The organism is Allokutzneria albata, from assembly GCF_900103775.1.
Classification (GTDB): domain Bacteria; phylum Actinomycetota; class Actinomycetes; order Mycobacteriales; family Pseudonocardiaceae; genus Allokutzneria; species Allokutzneria albata.
Window position 1 is genome coordinate 2,518,628 of sequence record NZ_LT629701.1, and the last position, 18,192, is coordinate 2,536,819.

Sequence of the window (18,192 nt, forward strand, 5' to 3'; positions counted from 1 at the left end):
GGGCTACCCGGCGACGCCGCGGACGAGCTGGCGCAGGGCGTCCACCGTCCGGTCGGCGATCCGCCGCACGGTGGCCTCGTCGTGCAGGTTCTCCGAGTACTGCCAGGTGATCTCGAGCTCGCCGCCGTGCACACCGCCGACGACGTCGAGCACGTGCGTCGCGGTCTGGTCGTCGGCCTGGTCGCGGCCGAGGCCGTCGAGCTGGCGGCGCACCACCCCGGTGCCGCCGGCCCCGTCGATCACCGTGTCCCACTGGCCCAGGTAGTTGAAGGACACCTGGGCGTTGGGGGCCTCGGCGAGTGCGGGGTGCGCGCCGAGGTACTTCAGCGCGCCGTAGCCGATGCCGCGCCCGGGAACGGCCCGCAGCCGGGCCCTGACGGCCTTGGCCAGCGCACGCCAGTCGTCACCGCCACCGGCGGGCACGGTCAGCGCGACCGGGTAGATCGTGGTGAACCAGCCGACCGTGCGCGAGAGGTCCACGCCGTCGAGGATGTCCTCGCGGCCGTGCCCTTCCACGTCGACGACGACGGTGTCGGAGCCGGTCCACTCGGACAGCCCCAGCGCCACCGCGCCGAGCAGCACGTCGTTGATCTGGGTGCGGTAGCGGCCGGGCACCTTCCGCAGCAGCAGCTCGGTCTCGGCCACGGTCAACCTGGCGCTGAGGTTCCTCCTGGAACCGTTGGTGTTCAAGCCTTTCCGGTCAACCGGAAGCGGGGTGACGGCGGCGGCCGCCCCGGTCCAGTGCTCCACCTCGGCGTCGATCTTGCCGGCGGCGACGTAGTCCCGCAGGCTGGTCGACCAGTCCACATAGGACGTCGTGCGCGAGCCGAGGTCACCGCCCTGGTAGGCGATCGCGAAGTCCTCCACCAGGATCCGCCAGGACACCCCGTCGACGACGGTGTGGTGGATGCTCAGGAACAGCCTGGGCGACTCGCCTCCGGTGAGGAACACCGCGCACACCAACGGCCCGTCCGCGAGGTTGTGCCCGCTTTGCGCCGCAAGGGCTTCCGCCTCCGCGTCGGCCACGTCGGCGACGCGGAAGGACAGGGAGGTGCCGTCGACCGGCTTGAGGTGCTGCCGCCACGCGCCGTCGACGCGCTCGAAACGGCTCCGGAGCGCATCGTGCTTGGCCACCAGGGATTCCAGGGCCTTGCGGACGAGGTCCGCTCGCGCGTCCCCGGCCAGCTCCAGGTACATCGACATCCCGAAGTGGTCCGGCCGCACCGGGTGCTCGGCGAAGAACCAGCTCTGGATCGGCGTCAACGGCGCCGAACCCGTCACCGGGCCGGTGTCCGCGGCCGCCGTGGCCGTGGTGGCGATCCCGGCGAGCTCGCGGACGGTCTGATGGGTGAACATGTCCTTCGTGGCCAGGTGGTGTCCGGCCTTCCGCGCGGCGGAGACCACCTGGATGCTCAGGATCGAGTCACCGCCGAGGTCGAAGAAGTTGTCCGTGGCACCGACGCGTTCCACGCCGAGCACGGCGGACCAGATCGCGGCCAGCTCGGCCTCCACGCCCGGTTCCGGTGCCACGAACTCGTCGCAGGGCGCGTGGTCCGGGGCGGGCAGGGCGCGGCGGTTGATCTTGCCGCTCGGGCTCAACGGCAGCGCGTCGAGCTCGACGAACGCGGCGGGGACCATGTGCTCCGGCAGCAACCGCCGCAGGTGCTCACGCAGGTCGTCCGCCGCACCGACCACGTAGGCCACCAGGCGCTTCACACCGGGGGTGTCCTCGCGGGCCACGACGACCGCGGTGGTGACGCCGGGGTGGGTGCACAGCGCGGCCTCGATCTCGCCCAGTTCGATGCGGAAGCCGCGGATCTTGACCTGGTCGTCGGTGCGGCCGAGGTAGACCAGGGTGCCGTCGGCGAGGTACTTCGCCACGTCGCCCGTGCGGTACATCCGTCGCCCCGCGAAGAAAGGATCTTCGACGAAGCGCTCGGCGGTCAGATCGGGGCGGTTGAGGTAGCCGCGCGCAACGCCCGCACCGCCGATGAACAGCTCCCCGGCGACGCCGACCGGCACCTGGTTGCCGTCCTCGTCGAGCAGGTAGGCCCGGTAGTTGGGCAGCGGGCCGCCGATGCCGACGCGGCCGGTGCGGGAGATCTCCGCCCAGTCCAGGTCGTGCCGGGTGACGTGCACGGTGGTCTCGGTGATGCCGTACATGTTGACCAGGCGCGTGCGCGCCTCCGGATAGCCCTCGAACCACTGGCGCACGTGCACCGGCTCCAGCGCCTCACCGCCGAAGATCACCAGTCGCAGCTCCTCCGGCGCGGGGCGCCCGGCCTCCTGCGCGGTGCGCACGAGGCCGCCGAAGCTCGACGGGGTCTGGTTGAGGACCGTGACCCCTTCCTCGGCGAGCAGGGCCCACATCAGCTCCGGCGCGCGGGCCACGGACCTGGGCACGACGACGATCCGGCCGCCGAAGCCGAGCCCGCCCCAGATCTCCCAGACGGAGAAGTCGAAGGCGTAGGAGTGGAACACCGACCACACGTCGTCCGGGCCGAAGCCGAATCCCGCGCGGGTGGTCGCGAGGAGGTTGGCCACGCTGCGGTGCTCGACCTGGACGCCCTTCGGGGTGCCGGTGGAGCCGGAGGTGTAGATCACGTAGGCCAGGTCGTCCGGGGTCACACCGGTCTCCGGCGCCTTGCTCGGCCGCTTGGCGATCTTGTGCGCGTCCGCGTCGACCCGCACCACCGCGGCGGAGCCGGTCTCCAGGCCCGGGGCGAGCCCGGACTGCGTCAGCAGCACCGGCGCGGCCGTGTCGGCGAGCATGAACGCCAGCCGCTCCGCCGGGTAGTCGGGGTCCAGCGGCACGTAGGCACCGCCCGCCTTGAGCACCGCGAGCAACGCGACGACCAGGTCCAGCCCGCGTTCCATGCTGACCGCGACCAGGGTCCCCGGCCGCACGCCGAGCGCGACCAGGTGGTGCGCCAACTGGTTCGCGCGCCCGTCCAGCTCGCGGTAGGTCAGCCGCGAGCCCTCGCAGGTGACCGCGACCGCCTGGGGGTTGTTCCTCGCCTGGGCCTCCACCAGCTCGTGCACGCAGCGCAGCGGCCCGGTCTCCACGGCCGTGTCGTTCCAGCCCTCGGTGAGCTGGCGCCGCTCCGGCTCGGTCAGCATCGGCAGCTTCGCCAGCTCCGTTCCGGGCGAGGCGATGACGGCCTCCAGCAGCACCGTGAGGTGGCCCGCCATCCGCTCGACCGTGGCCGCGTCGAACAGGTCGGTGTTGTACTCGATCAGCCCGATCAGCCCGCCGTCGCGTTCGGTGAACTCGAAGGACACGTCGAAGATCGCCATGGTGGCGGGCAGCGCCAGCTCCTCGATCCGGAGACCGTCCAGGTCCACCGCGCCCGAGGGCGTGTTCTGCAGCACCACCAGGGCCTGCACCAGCGGGGTCCGGCTCGGGTCGCGCTCCGGCTGCAGGATCTCCACCAGCCGCTCGAACGGCACGTCGGCGTTGCCGAACGCCCCGAGCGCGCACTCGCGGACCTCGCCGAGGAAGTCGGTGAACCGCGCCGACATGTCCACTGTGGACCGCAGCACCAGGGTGTTGACGAAGAAGCCGATCAACCGCTCCAGCTCCACCCGGTCACGGCCGGAGGTGACCGTGCCGACCGCGATGTCGCGCTGTCCGCTGTACCTGGCCAGCAACAGCTTCGTCGCGGCGACCAGGGTCATGAACAGCGTCGCGCCGCACGACCGGCCGACGGCGTTGAGCCCGGCGAGGACCTCTGGGGGAAGGTCGAAGCGGTGCACGGCGCCGTTGGCGGTCTTCACGGGTGGGCGGGGACGGTCGGTCGGCAGCTCGAGCGGGGTGAGCCCGTCCAGCTTCTCCCGCCAGTAGTCCAGTTTCCCGGCGAACTCCGGCCCGGACTGCTGTTCGCGCTGCCACACCGCGTAGTCGGAGTAGCGCAGGTCGAGATCGGGCAACGACCCCGCGGCGTAGAGCACGCCCAGCTCGTCGACGAGCACACCCATCGACCAGCCGTCTGTGATGATGTGGTGCAGGGACAGCACCAGCACGTGCTCGGTCTCTGCGCCGATGCTCGACCCCGCAAGCGGGTCTTCGGACAACCGCAGCAGGCGCGCCCGCAGCAGCGGTCCGGTCCGCAGGTCGAACGGCGTGCCGACCTCCTCCGCCAACGCCCGGTCGAGCTCCCGCGGGTCGACGTCGACCACGGGCAGCGGCACCGGTGCGGGCGGGTGGATCCGCTGGACCCCGCGCCCGTCGACGGAGTCGAACGTCGTGCGCAGCGACTCGTGCCGGGCCACGAGGCTGGTCAGCGCGTCCTGGAGCACGCGGACGTCGAGCTCACCGGTCAGCCGCAGCGCGGCGCAGGTGTTGTACTCGGCGCCGCCGGGCGCGAACTCGTCGAGGAACCACAACCGTTGCTGGGCGAAGGAAAGCGGGATGTCCTGGCCGTGCTCCACTCGCGGGATGCGCTGCTCGGCAGTGCCCGGGGTGTCTTCGAGCGCGGCCGCGAGCCCTTCCACGGTCGGCGTGGTGAACAGTGCCCGGGGCGAGATGTCGACGGCGAGGGCGGACCGGATCCTGGAGATCACCTGGATGCTCAGGATCGAGTCGCCGCCGAGGTCGAAGAAGTTGTCGCGCACACCCACTCGCGGGACGCCGAGCACCTCGGCCCAGATGTCGGCCAGCACGCTCTCCGCGCGGCTGCTCGGCGCCACGTACGTGGTTCCGGAGTCGAGGTAGCCGTCCGGGGCGGGCAGCGCCCGACGGTCGATCTTGCCGTTCGGGGTCAGCGGCAGCGCGTCCATCGGCACGAACGCCGAGGGCACCAGGTGCGCGGGCAGGCTCTCCGCGGCGAACGAGCGCAGCGTCGCCGCGTCCGCGTTGCCGGCGACCACGTACGCGATCAACCGGTTGGACCGGGCCACGGCCGCGACCTCACGAACCGCGGGGTGCCCGACGAGGACGGCCTCGACCTCACCGGGCTCCACGCGGAAGCCGCGGACCTTGACCTGGTCGTCCATCCGGCCCACGTACTCCAGGTCACCGGAGATGAGCAGGCGGACGCGGTCACCGGTGCGGTACAACCGCTCACCCGGGACGAACGGGTCGTCCACGAACCGCTCCGCGGTCAGCTCCGGCTGGTTGAGGTAGCCGCGGGCCACACCGGCTCCACCGATGTGCAGCTCACCGGCGACCCCGAGCGGAACGACGTCGCCCGCCCTGTCCAGCACGTAGCACCGGGTGTTGGCCAGGGGGCGGCCGATCGGCACCGACGACCGTCCGTCGAGGGCGGCCCGGGACGGCTCGAACAGGCACGAGTCGATCGCCGCCTCGGTGACACCGTAGGAGTTGACCACGTAGGTGTCCGGGTCGAGCCGGTCCAGCAGCGCGAGGCAGTCCTCGGTGTGCCACGTCTCCGACCCCACCGAGAGGATCTTGAGCGGCGGGAACCGGTCGGTGAAGGCCAGCAGCGCCTTGGCCATCGTCGGCACCAGCTCCAGCGCGGTCGCGCCGGTGCGCTCGATCTCGGCGAGCAGCCGCGCCGGGTCGGCCGCGACGTCCCTGGGGCAGATGACCATCGTGCCGCCGAAGCACAGGGCGCGCAGCAGGTCACCGTGGAACACGTCGAAGGACGCGCTGGCCACGGACAGGTGCCTCGGGCGCATCTGCACGAGCCCGTACCGGGCGTTCCACGCCTCCGCGACCGAGCAGAGGTTGCGGTGCTCGACCATGACCCCCTTGGGGTTGCCGGTCGAACCGGAGGTGTAGATGACGTAGGCCAGGTCACTCGGGCCGACCGCGGTGGACGGTGCGGTGGCGGCCGTGGGCCACTCCCCGTCCAGCCGGATCACGTCGAGGGAGGACTCCGGCCGCGCGCGGTTGGTGAGCAGCACGGCGGCACCGGAGTCGGACAGCATGTACTCCAGCCGATCGGCCGGGTAGTCCAGGTCGAGCGGCACGTAGGCGCCACCGGCCTTGAGCACCGCGAGCAGCGCGACCACGAGGTCGATCCCCCGGTCGAGCCCGACCGCCACGAGCACGCCCGGCCGCACCCCGCGCCCGACCAGCACGTGCGCCAGTCCGTTCGCCCGCGCGTCCAGCTCGCCGTAGCTCAGCTCGTCCTCGCCGCACACCAACGCGATCGCGTCCGGCGACGCCGCGACCTGCGCGGCGACCAGCTCGTGCACGACGGCGTGCCGAGCCGCGACCGCGGTCCGCGGGGGCATCAGCTCGCGCCGCTCCTCGGGGTCGATCATCGGCAGCTCGACCAGCGTCCGGAACGGGTTCTCCGCCATCCCGGTCAGCAGCTGGCGCAGGTGGCGCGCCATCCGGTCCACAGTGGACCGGTCGAACAACGCCGCGTCGTAGGAGAGGTCGATCGTGAAGCGCGGCAACGGGTACGCGCTGATCGTCAGCGGGTAGTTGGTGTCGTCGAGCGCGTCCACCTCGCGGACCGCGATGCCTCCGTCCGCGGTGTCGCCGTCGAAGGGGTAGTTCTCGAAGACCACCAGGCTGTCGAACAGGTTCACCCCACCGCCGACCCCGCTCCACCCCTGGATCTGGGTCAGTGCGACGAACTCCACCCGCCGCGCCTCGATCTGCTCGCCCTGGATGCGGTGCAGCCAGGGCAGGATCTGGTCGTCGGCCTCCCCGGCTACCCGCACCGGCAGCGTGTTGATGAACAAGCCGATCATCGTCTCGACGCCGGGCAGTTCCGCGGGGCGGCCGGACACCGTGGTGCCGAAGCACACGGGCAGCTCGCCGCCGTACCGGCCGAGCAGCAGTGCCCAGGCGCCCTGGACGACCGTGTTCATGGTGAGGCGCTGGTCCTTCGCCAGCGAGTACAGCCGCTCGGTCAGCTCCTCGGTGAACTCGATCCGCACCGAACCCGACGTCTTGCTGGTGTGCGCGGTGGTGGGCCGCCGGTCGTAGGGCAGCTCGGTCGGCGCGTCGATCCCGCCGACGACGCGCTTCCAGTACTTCTCCGCCGCCGCGGCGTCCTGCTGCTGGATCCAGTCGATGTAGTCGCGGAACGGGCGCCGCGACGGCAGGTCCGGCTCGCTGCCCGCGGCCAGCGCGCGGTAGGTCTCGAAGACCTCGGCCATGACCTCCGCCAGGCTCCAGCCGTCGAGCAGGATGTGGTGGGAGGTGCGGATCATCTGCACGCTGGTGTCGGAGAGCCGCCCGATGATCAGGCGCACCAACGGCCCCGTGCTGAGGTCCATACCGGCGGCGGTGTCCTCGGCGATCACGCGGGCGATCTCGGCCCGTTGGTCCTCATCGGACAGACCGCGCCAGTCGTGGTGCTGGACGGGGACCTCGACGTCGCTCCGCACCACCTGGACCGGCTTGTCGATGTCCTGCCACACCACCGTGCTGCGCAGGATCGGGGTGCGGTCGACCACCCGCTGCCACGCCGCCGCCAGCGCACCGGGGTCGGTGACCCCGTCCAGCCGCAGGCTCATCTGGTCGAAGTAGGTCTCCTCCGTGCCGCCGACCAGGCTGTGGAACAGCATGCCGCTCTGCATCGGGGTGAGCGGGTAGATGTCCTCGACCCGCCCGGACGCCATGATCCTGTCCACAGTGGACTGGTCCAGCCGCGCGAGCGGGAAGTCCGACGGCGTCGCCCCGCCGGCCCCGGGCAGGGCGCAGTGCTCGACTATCCGCCGCAGGTTGTCGTTGACCTGGTCGGCCAACCGCCGCACCGTGGCCTCCTCGTGCACGTTCTCCGAGTACAGCCAGGTGATCTCCAGCTCGCCGTCCCTGGCGATGCCGACGACGTCGATCAGGTACGGCCGCAGCTCGTCCGGTCCCATGTCCTGTCCGAGGTCGCCGAAGCGCGCGTCGCGGTAGAGCGCGTTCCGCTCCGTCGTGCCGTGCCACTGCCCGTGGTAGTTGAAGCTGATGCACGGCAACGGGTCCGGTCGCATCGGCGACGACGGCACGAGGTAGCGCAGCGCGTCGTAGCCGAGCCCCTTGCCGGGAACGGCGCGCAACTGCTCCTTGACCGACTTGAGGACATCGCCCCAATCCCCCGTCGGCACCGTGAGGGCGACGGGGAAGTGCGTGGTGAACCAGCCCACCGTCCGGGACAGGTCGACATCGTCGAGGCTCGTGTCAATGCCGCGATCCTGCAAGCAGATCGCGGTCTCCTCGCGCCCGTGGCCTTCCATGCCCATCAACACGCGCTGTGAGCCGGTCCAGCTCGCCAGGGCTGAGCTCATCGCGCTGATCAGCACGTCGTTGACCTGCGTGCGGTACACGCCGGGAACCTGGTGCAGCAACGCGTCCGTCGTCGCGCGGTCCAGCCGCACGGTCAGCATCCGGGCCGACCCCGCGGTGTTCGGCCCGTCGCGGTCGACAGGCAGGGCCGGCTTCCCGTCGTGGATCGCCGACCAGTGCGGGATCTCCGCGTCCAGGCCGCCGTCGCGCACGTGTGCGTTGAGCCGCGCGGCCCAGTCGGTGAACGCCGTGGTCTTCGGTCCCAGGTCGATCTTCTGCCCCGAAAGGACCTGCTGGTAGGCGGTCTCCAGGTCTTCGAGCAGGATTCGCCACGACACGCCGTCGACCACCAGGTGGTGGATCGCCAGGAAGAACGTGGTGCCGTCGATCAGCACCGCGCGCACCAGGTCACCGCTGGCGAGGTCCATCGAGGACTGTGCGGCCAGGGCGGCCGCGTGCGCGTCCCCCTCGGCGTGCCGGAGGACCAACCGTGCGGGGTCGACGGGTGCGATGTCCTGCTGCCACTCGCCGTTCACCTTGCGGAAGCGCGTGCGGAGCGCGTCGTGGTGCGTGACGACCCCGACCAGCGCGGCCTGCAGTGCCTTCTCGTCGAAGTCCGCTACCAGGTCCAGGGCGGTGGACATGGCGTAGTGGTCGGGCATCGCCGTGTGCGCTTCGAAGAACCAGTGCTGGACCGGCGTCAGCGGCGCCGTCGTCGGGGCGGCCACGCGCTTCGCGACGGGAGCGGCGCCGCGGTCGGCGATCGCGGCGAGCTGGCCGATCGTGTGGTGGACGAAGATGTCCTTGGCGGTCAGCCGGACGCCGACCCGGCGGGCCCGGGAGACCACCTGGATGCTCAGGATGGAGTCGCCGCCGAGCGCGAAGAAGTCGTCGTCGACGCCGACCCGCTCGACCCGGAGCACCTTCGCCCAGATCTCGGCCAGCTTCTCCTCGGTCGGGGTGCGCGGCGCGACGTAGACGGCGCCGGTCTCGGTGGGCCCGTCCGGGTCGGGAAGGTTCCGCCGGTCGATTTTTCCGTTGGGGGTCAACGGGAGCGCGTCCAGGATCAGGAACGCGGACGGGACCATGTAGGACGGCAGCGCCTGTTCGAGGTGCGCGCGCAGCTGCGCGACGGTCGTCGTGGAGCCGGGCGCGAGGACGGCGTAGCCGACGAGGCGGAGGCGGCCCGACTCGTCCGGGCGGGCGACCACGGCGGCGTCGCTGAGTCCCGGGTGCGCCGACAGGGCGGCCTCGACCTCACCGGGCTCGATCCGGAAGCCCCTGATCTTGACCTGGTCGTCGACCCGGCCGAGGAACTCCAGGGTGCCGTCGGGCAGGAAGCGCACCCGGTCCCCGGTGCGGTAGACCCGCCCGCCGTCGTGGAACGGGTCGGGGCCGAAGCGCTGCGCGGTCAGCTCGGGCCGCCGCCAGTAGCCCGCGCCGACCCCGTCACCACCGATGTGCAGCTCGCCGGGGACGCCGACCGGGACCGGCTGTCCCGCCGGGTCGAGCACGTAGACCCTGGTGTTCGCCAGCGGGCGGCCGATCGGCACGAACGGCTTGTCCGGCAGGGTTTCCCGGCTGGGCTCGAACACCGTCGAGTCCACGGTGACCTCGGTGGAGCCGTAGGCGTTGATCACGAGGGTGCCCGGCGTGGTGCGCTCGACCAGCCGCGCGCAGTCCTCGGCCCGCCAGCCCTCGGAACCGACCGACACGAGCCCCATCAGCGGCAGCAGCGCGTCGCGGGCCACCAGCTCCTCCACCAGCGCGTTGGCCAGCGTGGGCACCAGCTCGATCGCGGTGCCGCCCACCTCGTCGACCAGCGCGAGCAGCCGCGGCGGGTCGGTGACCACGTCGGTCGGCGCGATGATCATCGCGCCGCCGAAGAACGCGGAGCGCAGCAGGTCGGAGAAGAACAGGTCCACCGCGAGCGTGGTCACCGAGACGAACCGCAGCCGCTTGCCGGTGAGGCCGAACCTGCGGTCCCACGCGTCGGCGATGTACGCCAGGTTCCGGTGGGTGATCATCACGCCCTTCGGCGTGCCGGAGGAACCGGAGGTGTAGATGACGTAGGCGAGATCGTCCGGGCCGACCGCGGTGGACGGTGCGGTGACCGGCTCGCCGTGGAACCCGTCCTCCAGGAACAGAACCTTTGCGTCGTGCTTCGGCAGCTTCGCCACGAGGGCGCGCTGCGTCAGCAGCACCGGGGCCGCCGAGTCGGAGAGCATGAACTCCAGGCGGTCCGCGGGGTAGCCCGGGTCCAACGGCACGTAGGCGCCCCCGGCCTTGAGCACGCCGAGCAGCCCGACGACCATGTCCAGCCCGCGCTCCACGCACAGGCCCACCAGGACACCGGGCCGGACACCGTGAGCCACAAGGGCGTTCGCGACCTGGTTGGCGCGCTTGTCGAGTTCGGCGAAGGTCAGCTCGGAGCCGTCGAAGCGCACGGCGGGCTCGTCCGGGCGCAACGCCACCTGCCGCTCGAACAAGGCGTGGATGTGCTGCGGCACCTCGTAGTCGACGGCGGTGTCGTTCCAGGTGGTGGTGACCTGGGTGCGCTCGGCGCCGGTCAGCCAGGGCAGCTCGCCCACGGGCCGGTCCAGCCGCGGCACGATCCCCTCCAGCAGCACCTGGAGGTGGGTGATCATCCGCTCGACGGTGGCGGCGTCGAACAGGTCGGTGTTGTACTCCAGCACGCCGAGCAGGGCGCCGTTGCGCTCCTGGAACTCCAGGCTGATGTCGAAGGTCGAGGAATCCCTCGGCAGGCTGAACTCCTCCGACCGCAACCCCTTGAGGTCGAGCGACTGCTTCTGGAAGCTGCGCAGCACCACCATGGCCTGGAACAACGGCGTGCGGCTCGGGTCCCGCTGCGGCTGCAACGCGTCCACGAGCCGGTCGAAGGGCACCTCGTCGTGCGCGAGCGCGTCGAGCACGGTCGCCTTCACGTCGAGCAGGAAGTCCAGGAACCGCTTCCCACCGTCCACTTGGGACCGGACGACGACCGTGTTGACGAAGAAGCCGATGGTGCCGCTCAGCTCGGGCCGGTTGCGCGCGGCGGTGACCGTGCCGAGCGAGATGTCCTCCTGGCCGGAGTAGCGGGAGAACAACACCTTGCACGCCGCGAGCAGCACCATGAACAGCGTGGAGCCGGTGTCCTGGGCGATCTTGCGGAGCTGGTCGGTCACGTCGCGGGGGACGTCGAACAGGCGCAGCGCGCCGTTCTGCGTCCGCACCGGGGGGCGGGGCCGGTCAGTCGGCAGCTCCAGCGGTGCGATCCCCGCGAGCTGCTTCTTCCAGTAGTCCAGCTTCGACGCGTCGTCGTTGTTCTCGCGCTGCCACACCGCGTAGTCCGGGTACTGCGCGCGCACGTCCGGCAAGTCCACTGTGGCGCCCTCGACCGCGGCGCGGTAGCTCTTGCTCAGCTCGTCGCAGAGGACGTCGAAGGACCAGCCGTCCACGACGATGTGGTGCGCACCGATCACGAGCAGGTGGTCCTCGGCGCCGAGGCGGACCACCATCGCGCGGAACAGCGGCCCGACTCGGAGGTCGAAGGGCTGGTTGAAGTCGTCGAGCACCTGGCGCAGCCCGGCCTCGTCACTGTCTACAACGGACACGTCGAGCCGGTACGGCGGGTGCACGATCTGCACGGCGGCCCCGTCGACGGAGTCGAAGGTGGTGCGCAGCGCCTCGTGCCGGTCGACGAGGCGCTGGAGCGACCCGGTGAGCGCGGGCAGGTCGAGTTCCCCGTACAGGCGCATCGCCAGCGCGCTGTTGTACTCCGTGGTACCGGGTTCGAGCTCGTTGAGGAACCACAGCCGCTGCTGCGCGAAGGACAACGGAAGCGGCCCCTCGCGCGACACCCGGGGGATCGTGTCGGCCTCCGCAGGGGCCGACTCCCCGGCGAGGCGCTTGCGGAGGGCGTCGCGCAGGTGCTCCGGAACGGCTGCGATGCGGGCTTCCAGCGAGTTGTCCACTTTCACTCCTCCGAAACCGTCGGGAACAGCCGTTCGTAGACCGGGCGCCCGCGCAGACCGACGGGGCGGTAGGGGACGTCGTGCTCGCCGGTGGCGACGCCCTGCGCGGTGCGCAGGCTGCCGCTGAGCGAGTAGTCGGGGTGGATGCCGTCGTCGCTGGGCTTGTAGCGGAACCCGAGGGTCAGCACGTCGCCGGCGGCGACCTCGCGCGGCTCGTCGAAGAGCGGCACGTACGCGGGCATCCAGTTCGTGCGCTCGTGCAACGAGTCCACGGGCGGGCCGTCCGGCGAGCACCACAGTTGGATCCACAGCAGCACACCGTCGACCCGGCCGTCCCGCTGCGCGGTGAGGGTGACGGTGCTGTCCCCCTCCACTGCCAGGTTCCCGTTGAACTCCAGCACTTCCACGGGCTTGTGGTCGGAGATCACCGCCTCCGGCCCGATGCCGGAGATGCCCAGCAGCACGTCGCACGGTCCACCGAGGACGGTGAACGCCTGGGTGAGCAGGTCGAGCGAGTCGGCGAAGAAACCCGCGCCGGAGGGGAAGATGTCGGCGAAGCACGCCGCGCCCGCGAAGGTCACGCACAGGTGCGGGACGAACATCGCCTCGGGTGTGGTCAGCCGCCTGCGCGCGTCGGCGAGGATGGCCGCCGCCCCCTCGGCCCCGCCGATGTCACCGATCACCTCCGACACGCACATCTCCACCCGGGGGTCGAGGGAGATCTCCGTGGACCAGCCGTGCCGCAGGTCGATCCGGTCGAGCAGCCCCTCGCGCTCGGCGTGCTCCCACGCCATGCGGTAGGTCTCGTCCATGCCCTCGACCGCGGTGACCCGCCGCGCGCCCGCGCCGAGCGCTTCGACCGCCCAGTTGAGGTCGCGGCCGGTGCCGATGTCCAGCACGGTGCGGCCGGGGGCGAGCTGCCGCAGCGCCTCGCGGTAGGCGAGGTTGCGCACCTCGTCCATGGTCATGAAGTCGTAGAGCATCTCGTCGTAGCACGGGTGCATGCCCACCGACGGCCACAGCTGGGGCGAACCGGAGTCCCAGTCGGACTCGTCGACGACGACGTCGAACGAGGGCCCGGGGATCTCCAGCCTGCGCTGCGCGAACACGATCGACCACCTCACGGGTATGTCTGCCCCGCACTTCCCCGCGGGAAATGACGATGAAATGACTCGAATAAGAAATCAGGAATCCATGCGCGCCACGAGACTGCGCGGCCGCATGTCGAGCCAGTTCGCGTTCACGTGCTCCAGGCACGCCGTCCGGTCAGCTGGACCGAAACCAATTTTCCAGCCTGCCGGAACTGTGAGATATTCCGGCCACAGGGAGTGTTGCCCCTCGTCGTTGACGAGCACGACATAGCTGGCGTCTGGATCCTCGAACGGATTGGACACGGCAGGGTCCTCCGCACTCATTTTCTGATGGCGAACATCTTCATCCTGTGCTCGTCACACGGCACGGGCAACGTTGTTAAGACTGGCCGTAAACACCCTGGGCTCAGTCGGCCCCGACCTGCGTCGACACCATCGGAACCGGCTTCCCCATATCGAAGACCTTGCCGCCCAACAACGCGGCGCCGAGTGCGGTCAGGGAATGCAGGACCGTGTTTCGGTAACGCAGCGTGTTGATCAGTCCGGCATGGCGCAGAACGCCCGTGTGCTGGCTGACCCCGGCGTTGGAGATGCCGAGCCGCTGCGCCAGCTCCGTGGTGGTCCTACTCTCCGTCAGCTCCTTGAGCACCAGGGAACGGGTCCGCCCCACCAGTGCGCCGAGCGCCTGTTCCTCACCGCTGTCCCCGCCCCACAGGGCGGCGGCCACGGCGGCGTCGTGCACGGCCGGGAAGACCAGCATGGGCGTGCTGACCCCGTGCTCGGCACCGACCAGCGTGGCCACCCGGTCGTGCAGGAACACCGACGGCACCAGCACCAGGCCCTGGCCGTCGAGCCGGATCTCCCTCGGCCCGTCGCCCCTGGTCTCCAGTACCGGCGGGGACCAGCGCAGGTGCGGGTGCAGGGTGCCGAGCAGCCGATCGGTTCCCCCGGTCGCGCCGATCCGGCCGCGGGCGTCGCGCTCGGCGTCGAGGAACAGCCGCAGCCGGTTCCAGTGCGGCTCGACCGCGAGCCGGGCGAACATCCGCACGATGGACGCGGCCTCCGCGGCCCGCACCCCGCCGATCCTGGCCGGCGCGTTCTCCCGGTTCGGCTTGCTCATCAGCCACAGCAGGTCGGGCACCGGGCGCACGGCCTTGACCAGCGCGCGCACCTGGCCCCAGCGCGGGCCCAGAGCGGTGATCATCTTCTGCCGCCAGGCGCCGAACCCGTCGCTGCCGCGTGCCCGGCTCAGCGCGTCCAGCGCGAAGATCGCCTCCGCGGTGTGCCCGAGCGTGGCCAGGATGCGCACCCTGGCGATGTCCTGCACGCCGAAGTGGATCCGCTGGGGCTCCGCCTCACGCCCTGTCGCGGACTCCCTGGGGGCGCTCACGCTCCCACCGACATCCGGTGCGGGGCGGTCGCCACCCGCCGGGCGAGCCTGCCGCTGATCTGCATGCACTCCACCTGTCCGTGCGCGCCGCGGAGGAAGCGCCCGTAGTGCGTGCCGTGCTCGGCGTCGAGGTGGTGCACGGCGAAGACGCCGTCGGCGTGCAGCCTGAGCGTGGCCGCGAACCCGGTGCCGTCCTCGACCAGCAGGTCGCCGGTGTGCACCTCGCGGACCCGGAACCGGGTGGTGCCGTTGACGTAGTCGCCGGTGAACGGCGTCGGGTCGGGGGTGAGCCCGTCCTCCAGCGGCCGTTGCTCGCTCTCCTGCACGACGAAGCCCTGGGCGGCGAGCTCGGTGAGCAGGTCGGCCCACAGCGCCATGCCGTTGCTGCCGTTGGTGTTCAACGCGATCGCGTCGCCGGTCAGCGGGTTGTAGCGGACCGCGCAGGTGGTGCCGGCGAGCGTCCCGTCGTGCCCGGCCCAGCGCCCCTGCGGACCGTCGTGCAGGGCGCAGCCCAGCCCCCACGCGCTGGCCAGGCCGAACGGCACCGGCTCCACGGCCTCGCGGAGCACGTCGCCGAGCTTGGGCTCCAGCACGTCCTCCGGTCCCGCCCCCGCCTGCAGCAGCGCCAGCGCGAGGAGGTCGGCCGCGGTCCCGGCCAGCCCGCCCGCGGGCGCCCAGCTCGCGGCGAGCAGCGGCTCCACCGGCGTGGCCCGGCCCGAGCGGATCAGGTGCGGCACGGCCAGCCGCGGGTCGTCCAGCCGGGTCAGTCCCAGGCCCAGCGGCTCCGATAGAAACGTTTGCACGGCCTCCCACCAGCCCAGCCCCGTCACCGTCTCGATCAGGCGGCCGACCAGGACGTAGCCGGTGTTGGAGTAGGAGAAGACCGCCCCGGGCGCCGAGACGCACTCGGCGTCCCCGACGGCCGCCGCGTACCGGCGCAGCGACCCGTCGTCCTCCGCCAGCGGTTCGTGGTCGGAGACCAGGCCGCTGACGTGCCCGAGGAGGTGGCGCAGCGTGATGCGGCACAGGCCGCCCATCGGGCTGCCCGACAATTCCGGCAGATAACCCACCACCGGCAGATCCAGCTCCAGATCGCCATCACCGACCAGTTGCATCGCGACCGTGGCGGTGACCGTCTTGGTCACCGATCCGAATGCGAATGGAGTGTCCTCCCGCACGCCCGCACCCGCGGTCGCGTGCCGGGTGACACCGGCTCGGTGAACTGCAAGTTGAGCACCGGGAACGCCATGCGCGGCGGTCAGTGCCCGAAGCATCTCGGCAAGGTGAACTCGTTCCATGGAACCGTCCCCAATTCCGGCGAACGCCTGTCGCCGACGTCCGCCTTTTCCTTGCGCATCACAGTACTTGCACACGACTGCAATAGACGGAAACGTGAATGCTTCCAGGTCCTCGGCCGTCAGACTGCCCCGCATAAATGCTGGTGTGCAGCGTCCGAACGGAGTAATCGGCACCAGGGCCGGTGACACAAGCGAAAAACAAGCGGCTTATGGTCAACGATTTCTGGGAATGCGTCTGAGAAATTCGATGCCGCATTGACGCGGCGTCGTGGGAGCGGGAGCCGGCCGCGGCGGCCCGGCCGCCGCGCCCCCGGCCCAGCCACGTGCGTGCGCGATCATGGTTCGGACCGGCAGATGCAGCCTCCGAACGACGCGAACGCGCGCGGTCGTTCCCGGCTGCGCGGCAACCCTGACCGGCTCGCCGGGACGATGACTGCGTTCGAGTGAGCCCGTGCAAAGGACTTGATCTTCGGTTGACGCTTCCGGGCTCGCGTCGGGCACAAAGATTCGAAAGCCGGTTCAGGTCCGGTCCGCGGCCAGCCCGCGCAGGATCCGCTCCGAGGTGCGCCTGCACAACGCCCGGAACTCCGCCTCGGACATCCCCATCCGGCCGCCGAGGTAGAGCTGCACCAGCCCCTGGGAATGGGAGGTGACGGTGAGGGTGACCTCCAGCGGATCGTCCTCGCGCAGCACCCCCTCGGCCATGGACTGGCGCACGAGCTCCAACAGCGGGGTGAAGGCGGGCGAGGCCCCGGCGGCGAAGTCCTCCGGGAACCGCCGCGCTCCTTCCCGGCGATCGGTGAGCAGGAAGGCGTAGAGGTTCGGCATGCCCAGCGCGAAGTCGAGGAAGTCGTCGAGCAGCCCGAACATCCGCGACAGCAGATCGGCGTGCGGGCGCCGCCCCCAGCTCCGCGCGACCTCGGCGAAGGCCGCGTCGGCGACCGCCCGCAGCAACGCCTCGCGATTCGGGTAGTGCCGATAGGTGGCCATCGGCGTGATCCCCGCGGCCGCCGCGACCCGGCGCATGGTCACCGCGTCGGCGCCTTCGTCCACCAGGATCGCCCTGGCGGCCTCCTCGATCCGGCGCACCGTCGGCAGCTCGCTCACCCGTCCACCGTAGACCAGCCGGCCCGCGCCGCCTTGACCTCCACCTTACTGGAGCTCTTAGCGTCCTCCCTGATCAGCGGCCCAGGCGAGGAGAGCACTGAAGGATGGACCCGTTGCAGCTCTACCTGATGCACCAGCACCGCGAAAGCGATCTGCTCCAGACCGCGGCGCGGCGCGGGCTGATCAAACGCCTGCTGCGCAAGCGAACACGCGAGGTCTCCCGTCAGGAGCCCGGGAAGCGGGCCTCGGCCGCATAGGCGCGGAAGGGCTTCGGGTCGCGACCGGTCACCGCGCGCACGACGTCGGTGGGTGTGTCGTCACCACGGGCGCGCAGGGCTTCGAAGCCGGGCAGATCGGCCAGCGCCTGCTCGCGCGGCACACCGAAGCCGGTCATCGCGGCGACGTAGTCCTCGCTCTCCCCGCGGAAGCGGATCTCCCGGCCGGTCACCGCACCGATCACCGCGAGCGCCTCGGGGAAGGACAACGCCTCCGGTCCGGTCACCTCGTAGCTCTGCCCGGCGTGGCCGTCCTGGAGCAGCGCGGTGGCCGCGACCGCCGCGATGTCGTCGGCGTCCACGAAGGCCTGCCGGAGGTCGCCGACCGGCACCGCCAGCTCCCCCGCCGCGATCGCCCCGGCGAACACGCCCTCGTCGAAGTTCTGGTTGAACCAGTTGGGCCGCACGATGGTCCACTCCGCGCCGGAGTCCCGGACGGTGCGCTCGGCCGCCATCAGCCGCTCGTCGCCCATGACCTCGATCCCCATGCTGGACAGCAACACCAGCCGCCGCACGCCGCTGTCGACCGCGCAGCGGACGAACTCCGGGTCCACGGGCAGCTCGTGCGGGGCCATCAGGTACATCGCGGCCGCGCCCGCGACCGCCGGTTCCCAGGTGTCCTGGTCGGCCCAGTCGAACCGCACACCGCCGGAGCGCGACGCCGCCCGCACCGACCGGCCCGCCTCGCGCAGCAGTGCCGCCACCCTCCGCCCCGTCGACCCGGTCGCACCGAGCACGACGATCTCGTTCTCGCTCATGTCCCCGACTCAAGCACGACCCCCCGACAGTGACCGTTCGCACTGGTCGGCGGCTTGATATCCATGGTGAACAAGCGTTTACTGTGGTGAACACGTGTTCAC

At 71.0% G+C, this 18,192-nt stretch carries 8 protein-coding genes; 1 reads left to right on the top strand and 7 read right to left on the bottom strand.

Annotation, left to right across the window (positions count from 1 at the left end):
* Positions 1–3: 3 nt before the first annotated feature.
* The 6 genes from BLT28_RS11470 to BLT28_RS11495 all read right to left on the bottom strand — a co-directional run bounded on the left by BLT28_RS11470 (position 4) and on the right by BLT28_RS11495 (position 17,057).
* Positions 4–12,171 (bottom strand): non-ribosomal peptide synthetase, encoded by a 12,168-nt coding sequence (locus tag BLT28_RS11470; RefSeq protein WP_197684015.1) that lies wholly within the window; start codon positions 12,169–12,171, stop codon positions 4–6.
* A gap of 2 nt (positions 12,172–12,173) precedes the next feature.
* Complete coding sequence (locus BLT28_RS11475) at positions 12,174–13,295, bottom strand: SAM-dependent methyltransferase (RefSeq protein ID WP_030432091.1); 1,122 nt, start codon at positions 13,293–13,295, stop codon at positions 12,174–12,176.
* A 60-nt stretch (positions 13,296–13,355) separates the two neighbouring features.
* On the bottom strand, positions 13,356–13,565 hold the full coding sequence (locus BLT28_RS11480) for an MbtH family protein (protein WP_081900624.1): 210 nt from the start codon (positions 13,563–13,565) through the stop codon (positions 13,356–13,358).
* A gap of 103 nt (positions 13,566–13,668) precedes the next feature.
* Complete coding sequence (locus BLT28_RS11485; protein WP_052407847.1) at positions 13,669–14,652, bottom strand: ArsR/SmtB family transcription factor; 984 nt, start codon at positions 14,650–14,652, stop codon at positions 13,669–13,671.
* Positions 14,649–16,085, bottom strand: a complete 1,437-nt coding sequence (locus BLT28_RS11490; protein WP_081900623.1) for a serine hydrolase domain-containing protein — start codon at positions 16,083–16,085, stop codon at positions 14,649–14,651. Before BLT28_RS11490 ends, BLT28_RS11485 begins: the two co-directional genes overlap by 4 nt.
* A gap of 384 nt (positions 16,086–16,469) precedes the next feature.
* Complete coding sequence (locus BLT28_RS11495; RefSeq protein ID WP_030432088.1) at positions 16,470–17,057, bottom strand: TetR/AcrR family transcriptional regulator; 588 nt, start codon at positions 17,055–17,057, stop codon at positions 16,470–16,472.
* Positions 17,058–17,161: 104 nt separating this feature from the next.
* Between BLT28_RS11495 and BLT28_RS40030 the strand changes: the two genes are divergently transcribed.
* Complete coding sequence (locus tag BLT28_RS40030) at positions 17,162–17,314, top strand: hypothetical protein (RefSeq protein ID WP_156051429.1); 153 nt, start codon at positions 17,162–17,164, stop codon at positions 17,312–17,314.
* Here BLT28_RS40030 and BLT28_RS11500 read toward each other — a convergent pair.
* The gene (locus BLT28_RS11500; RefSeq protein WP_030432087.1) at positions 17,281–18,090 is read right to left on the bottom strand and encodes an NAD(P)H-binding protein; all 810 of its coding nucleotides are present in this window, start codon (positions 18,088–18,090) and stop codon (positions 17,281–17,283) included. The genes BLT28_RS40030 and BLT28_RS11500 overlap by 34 nt on opposite strands.
* Between the last annotated feature and the right edge of the window lie 102 nt (positions 18,091–18,192).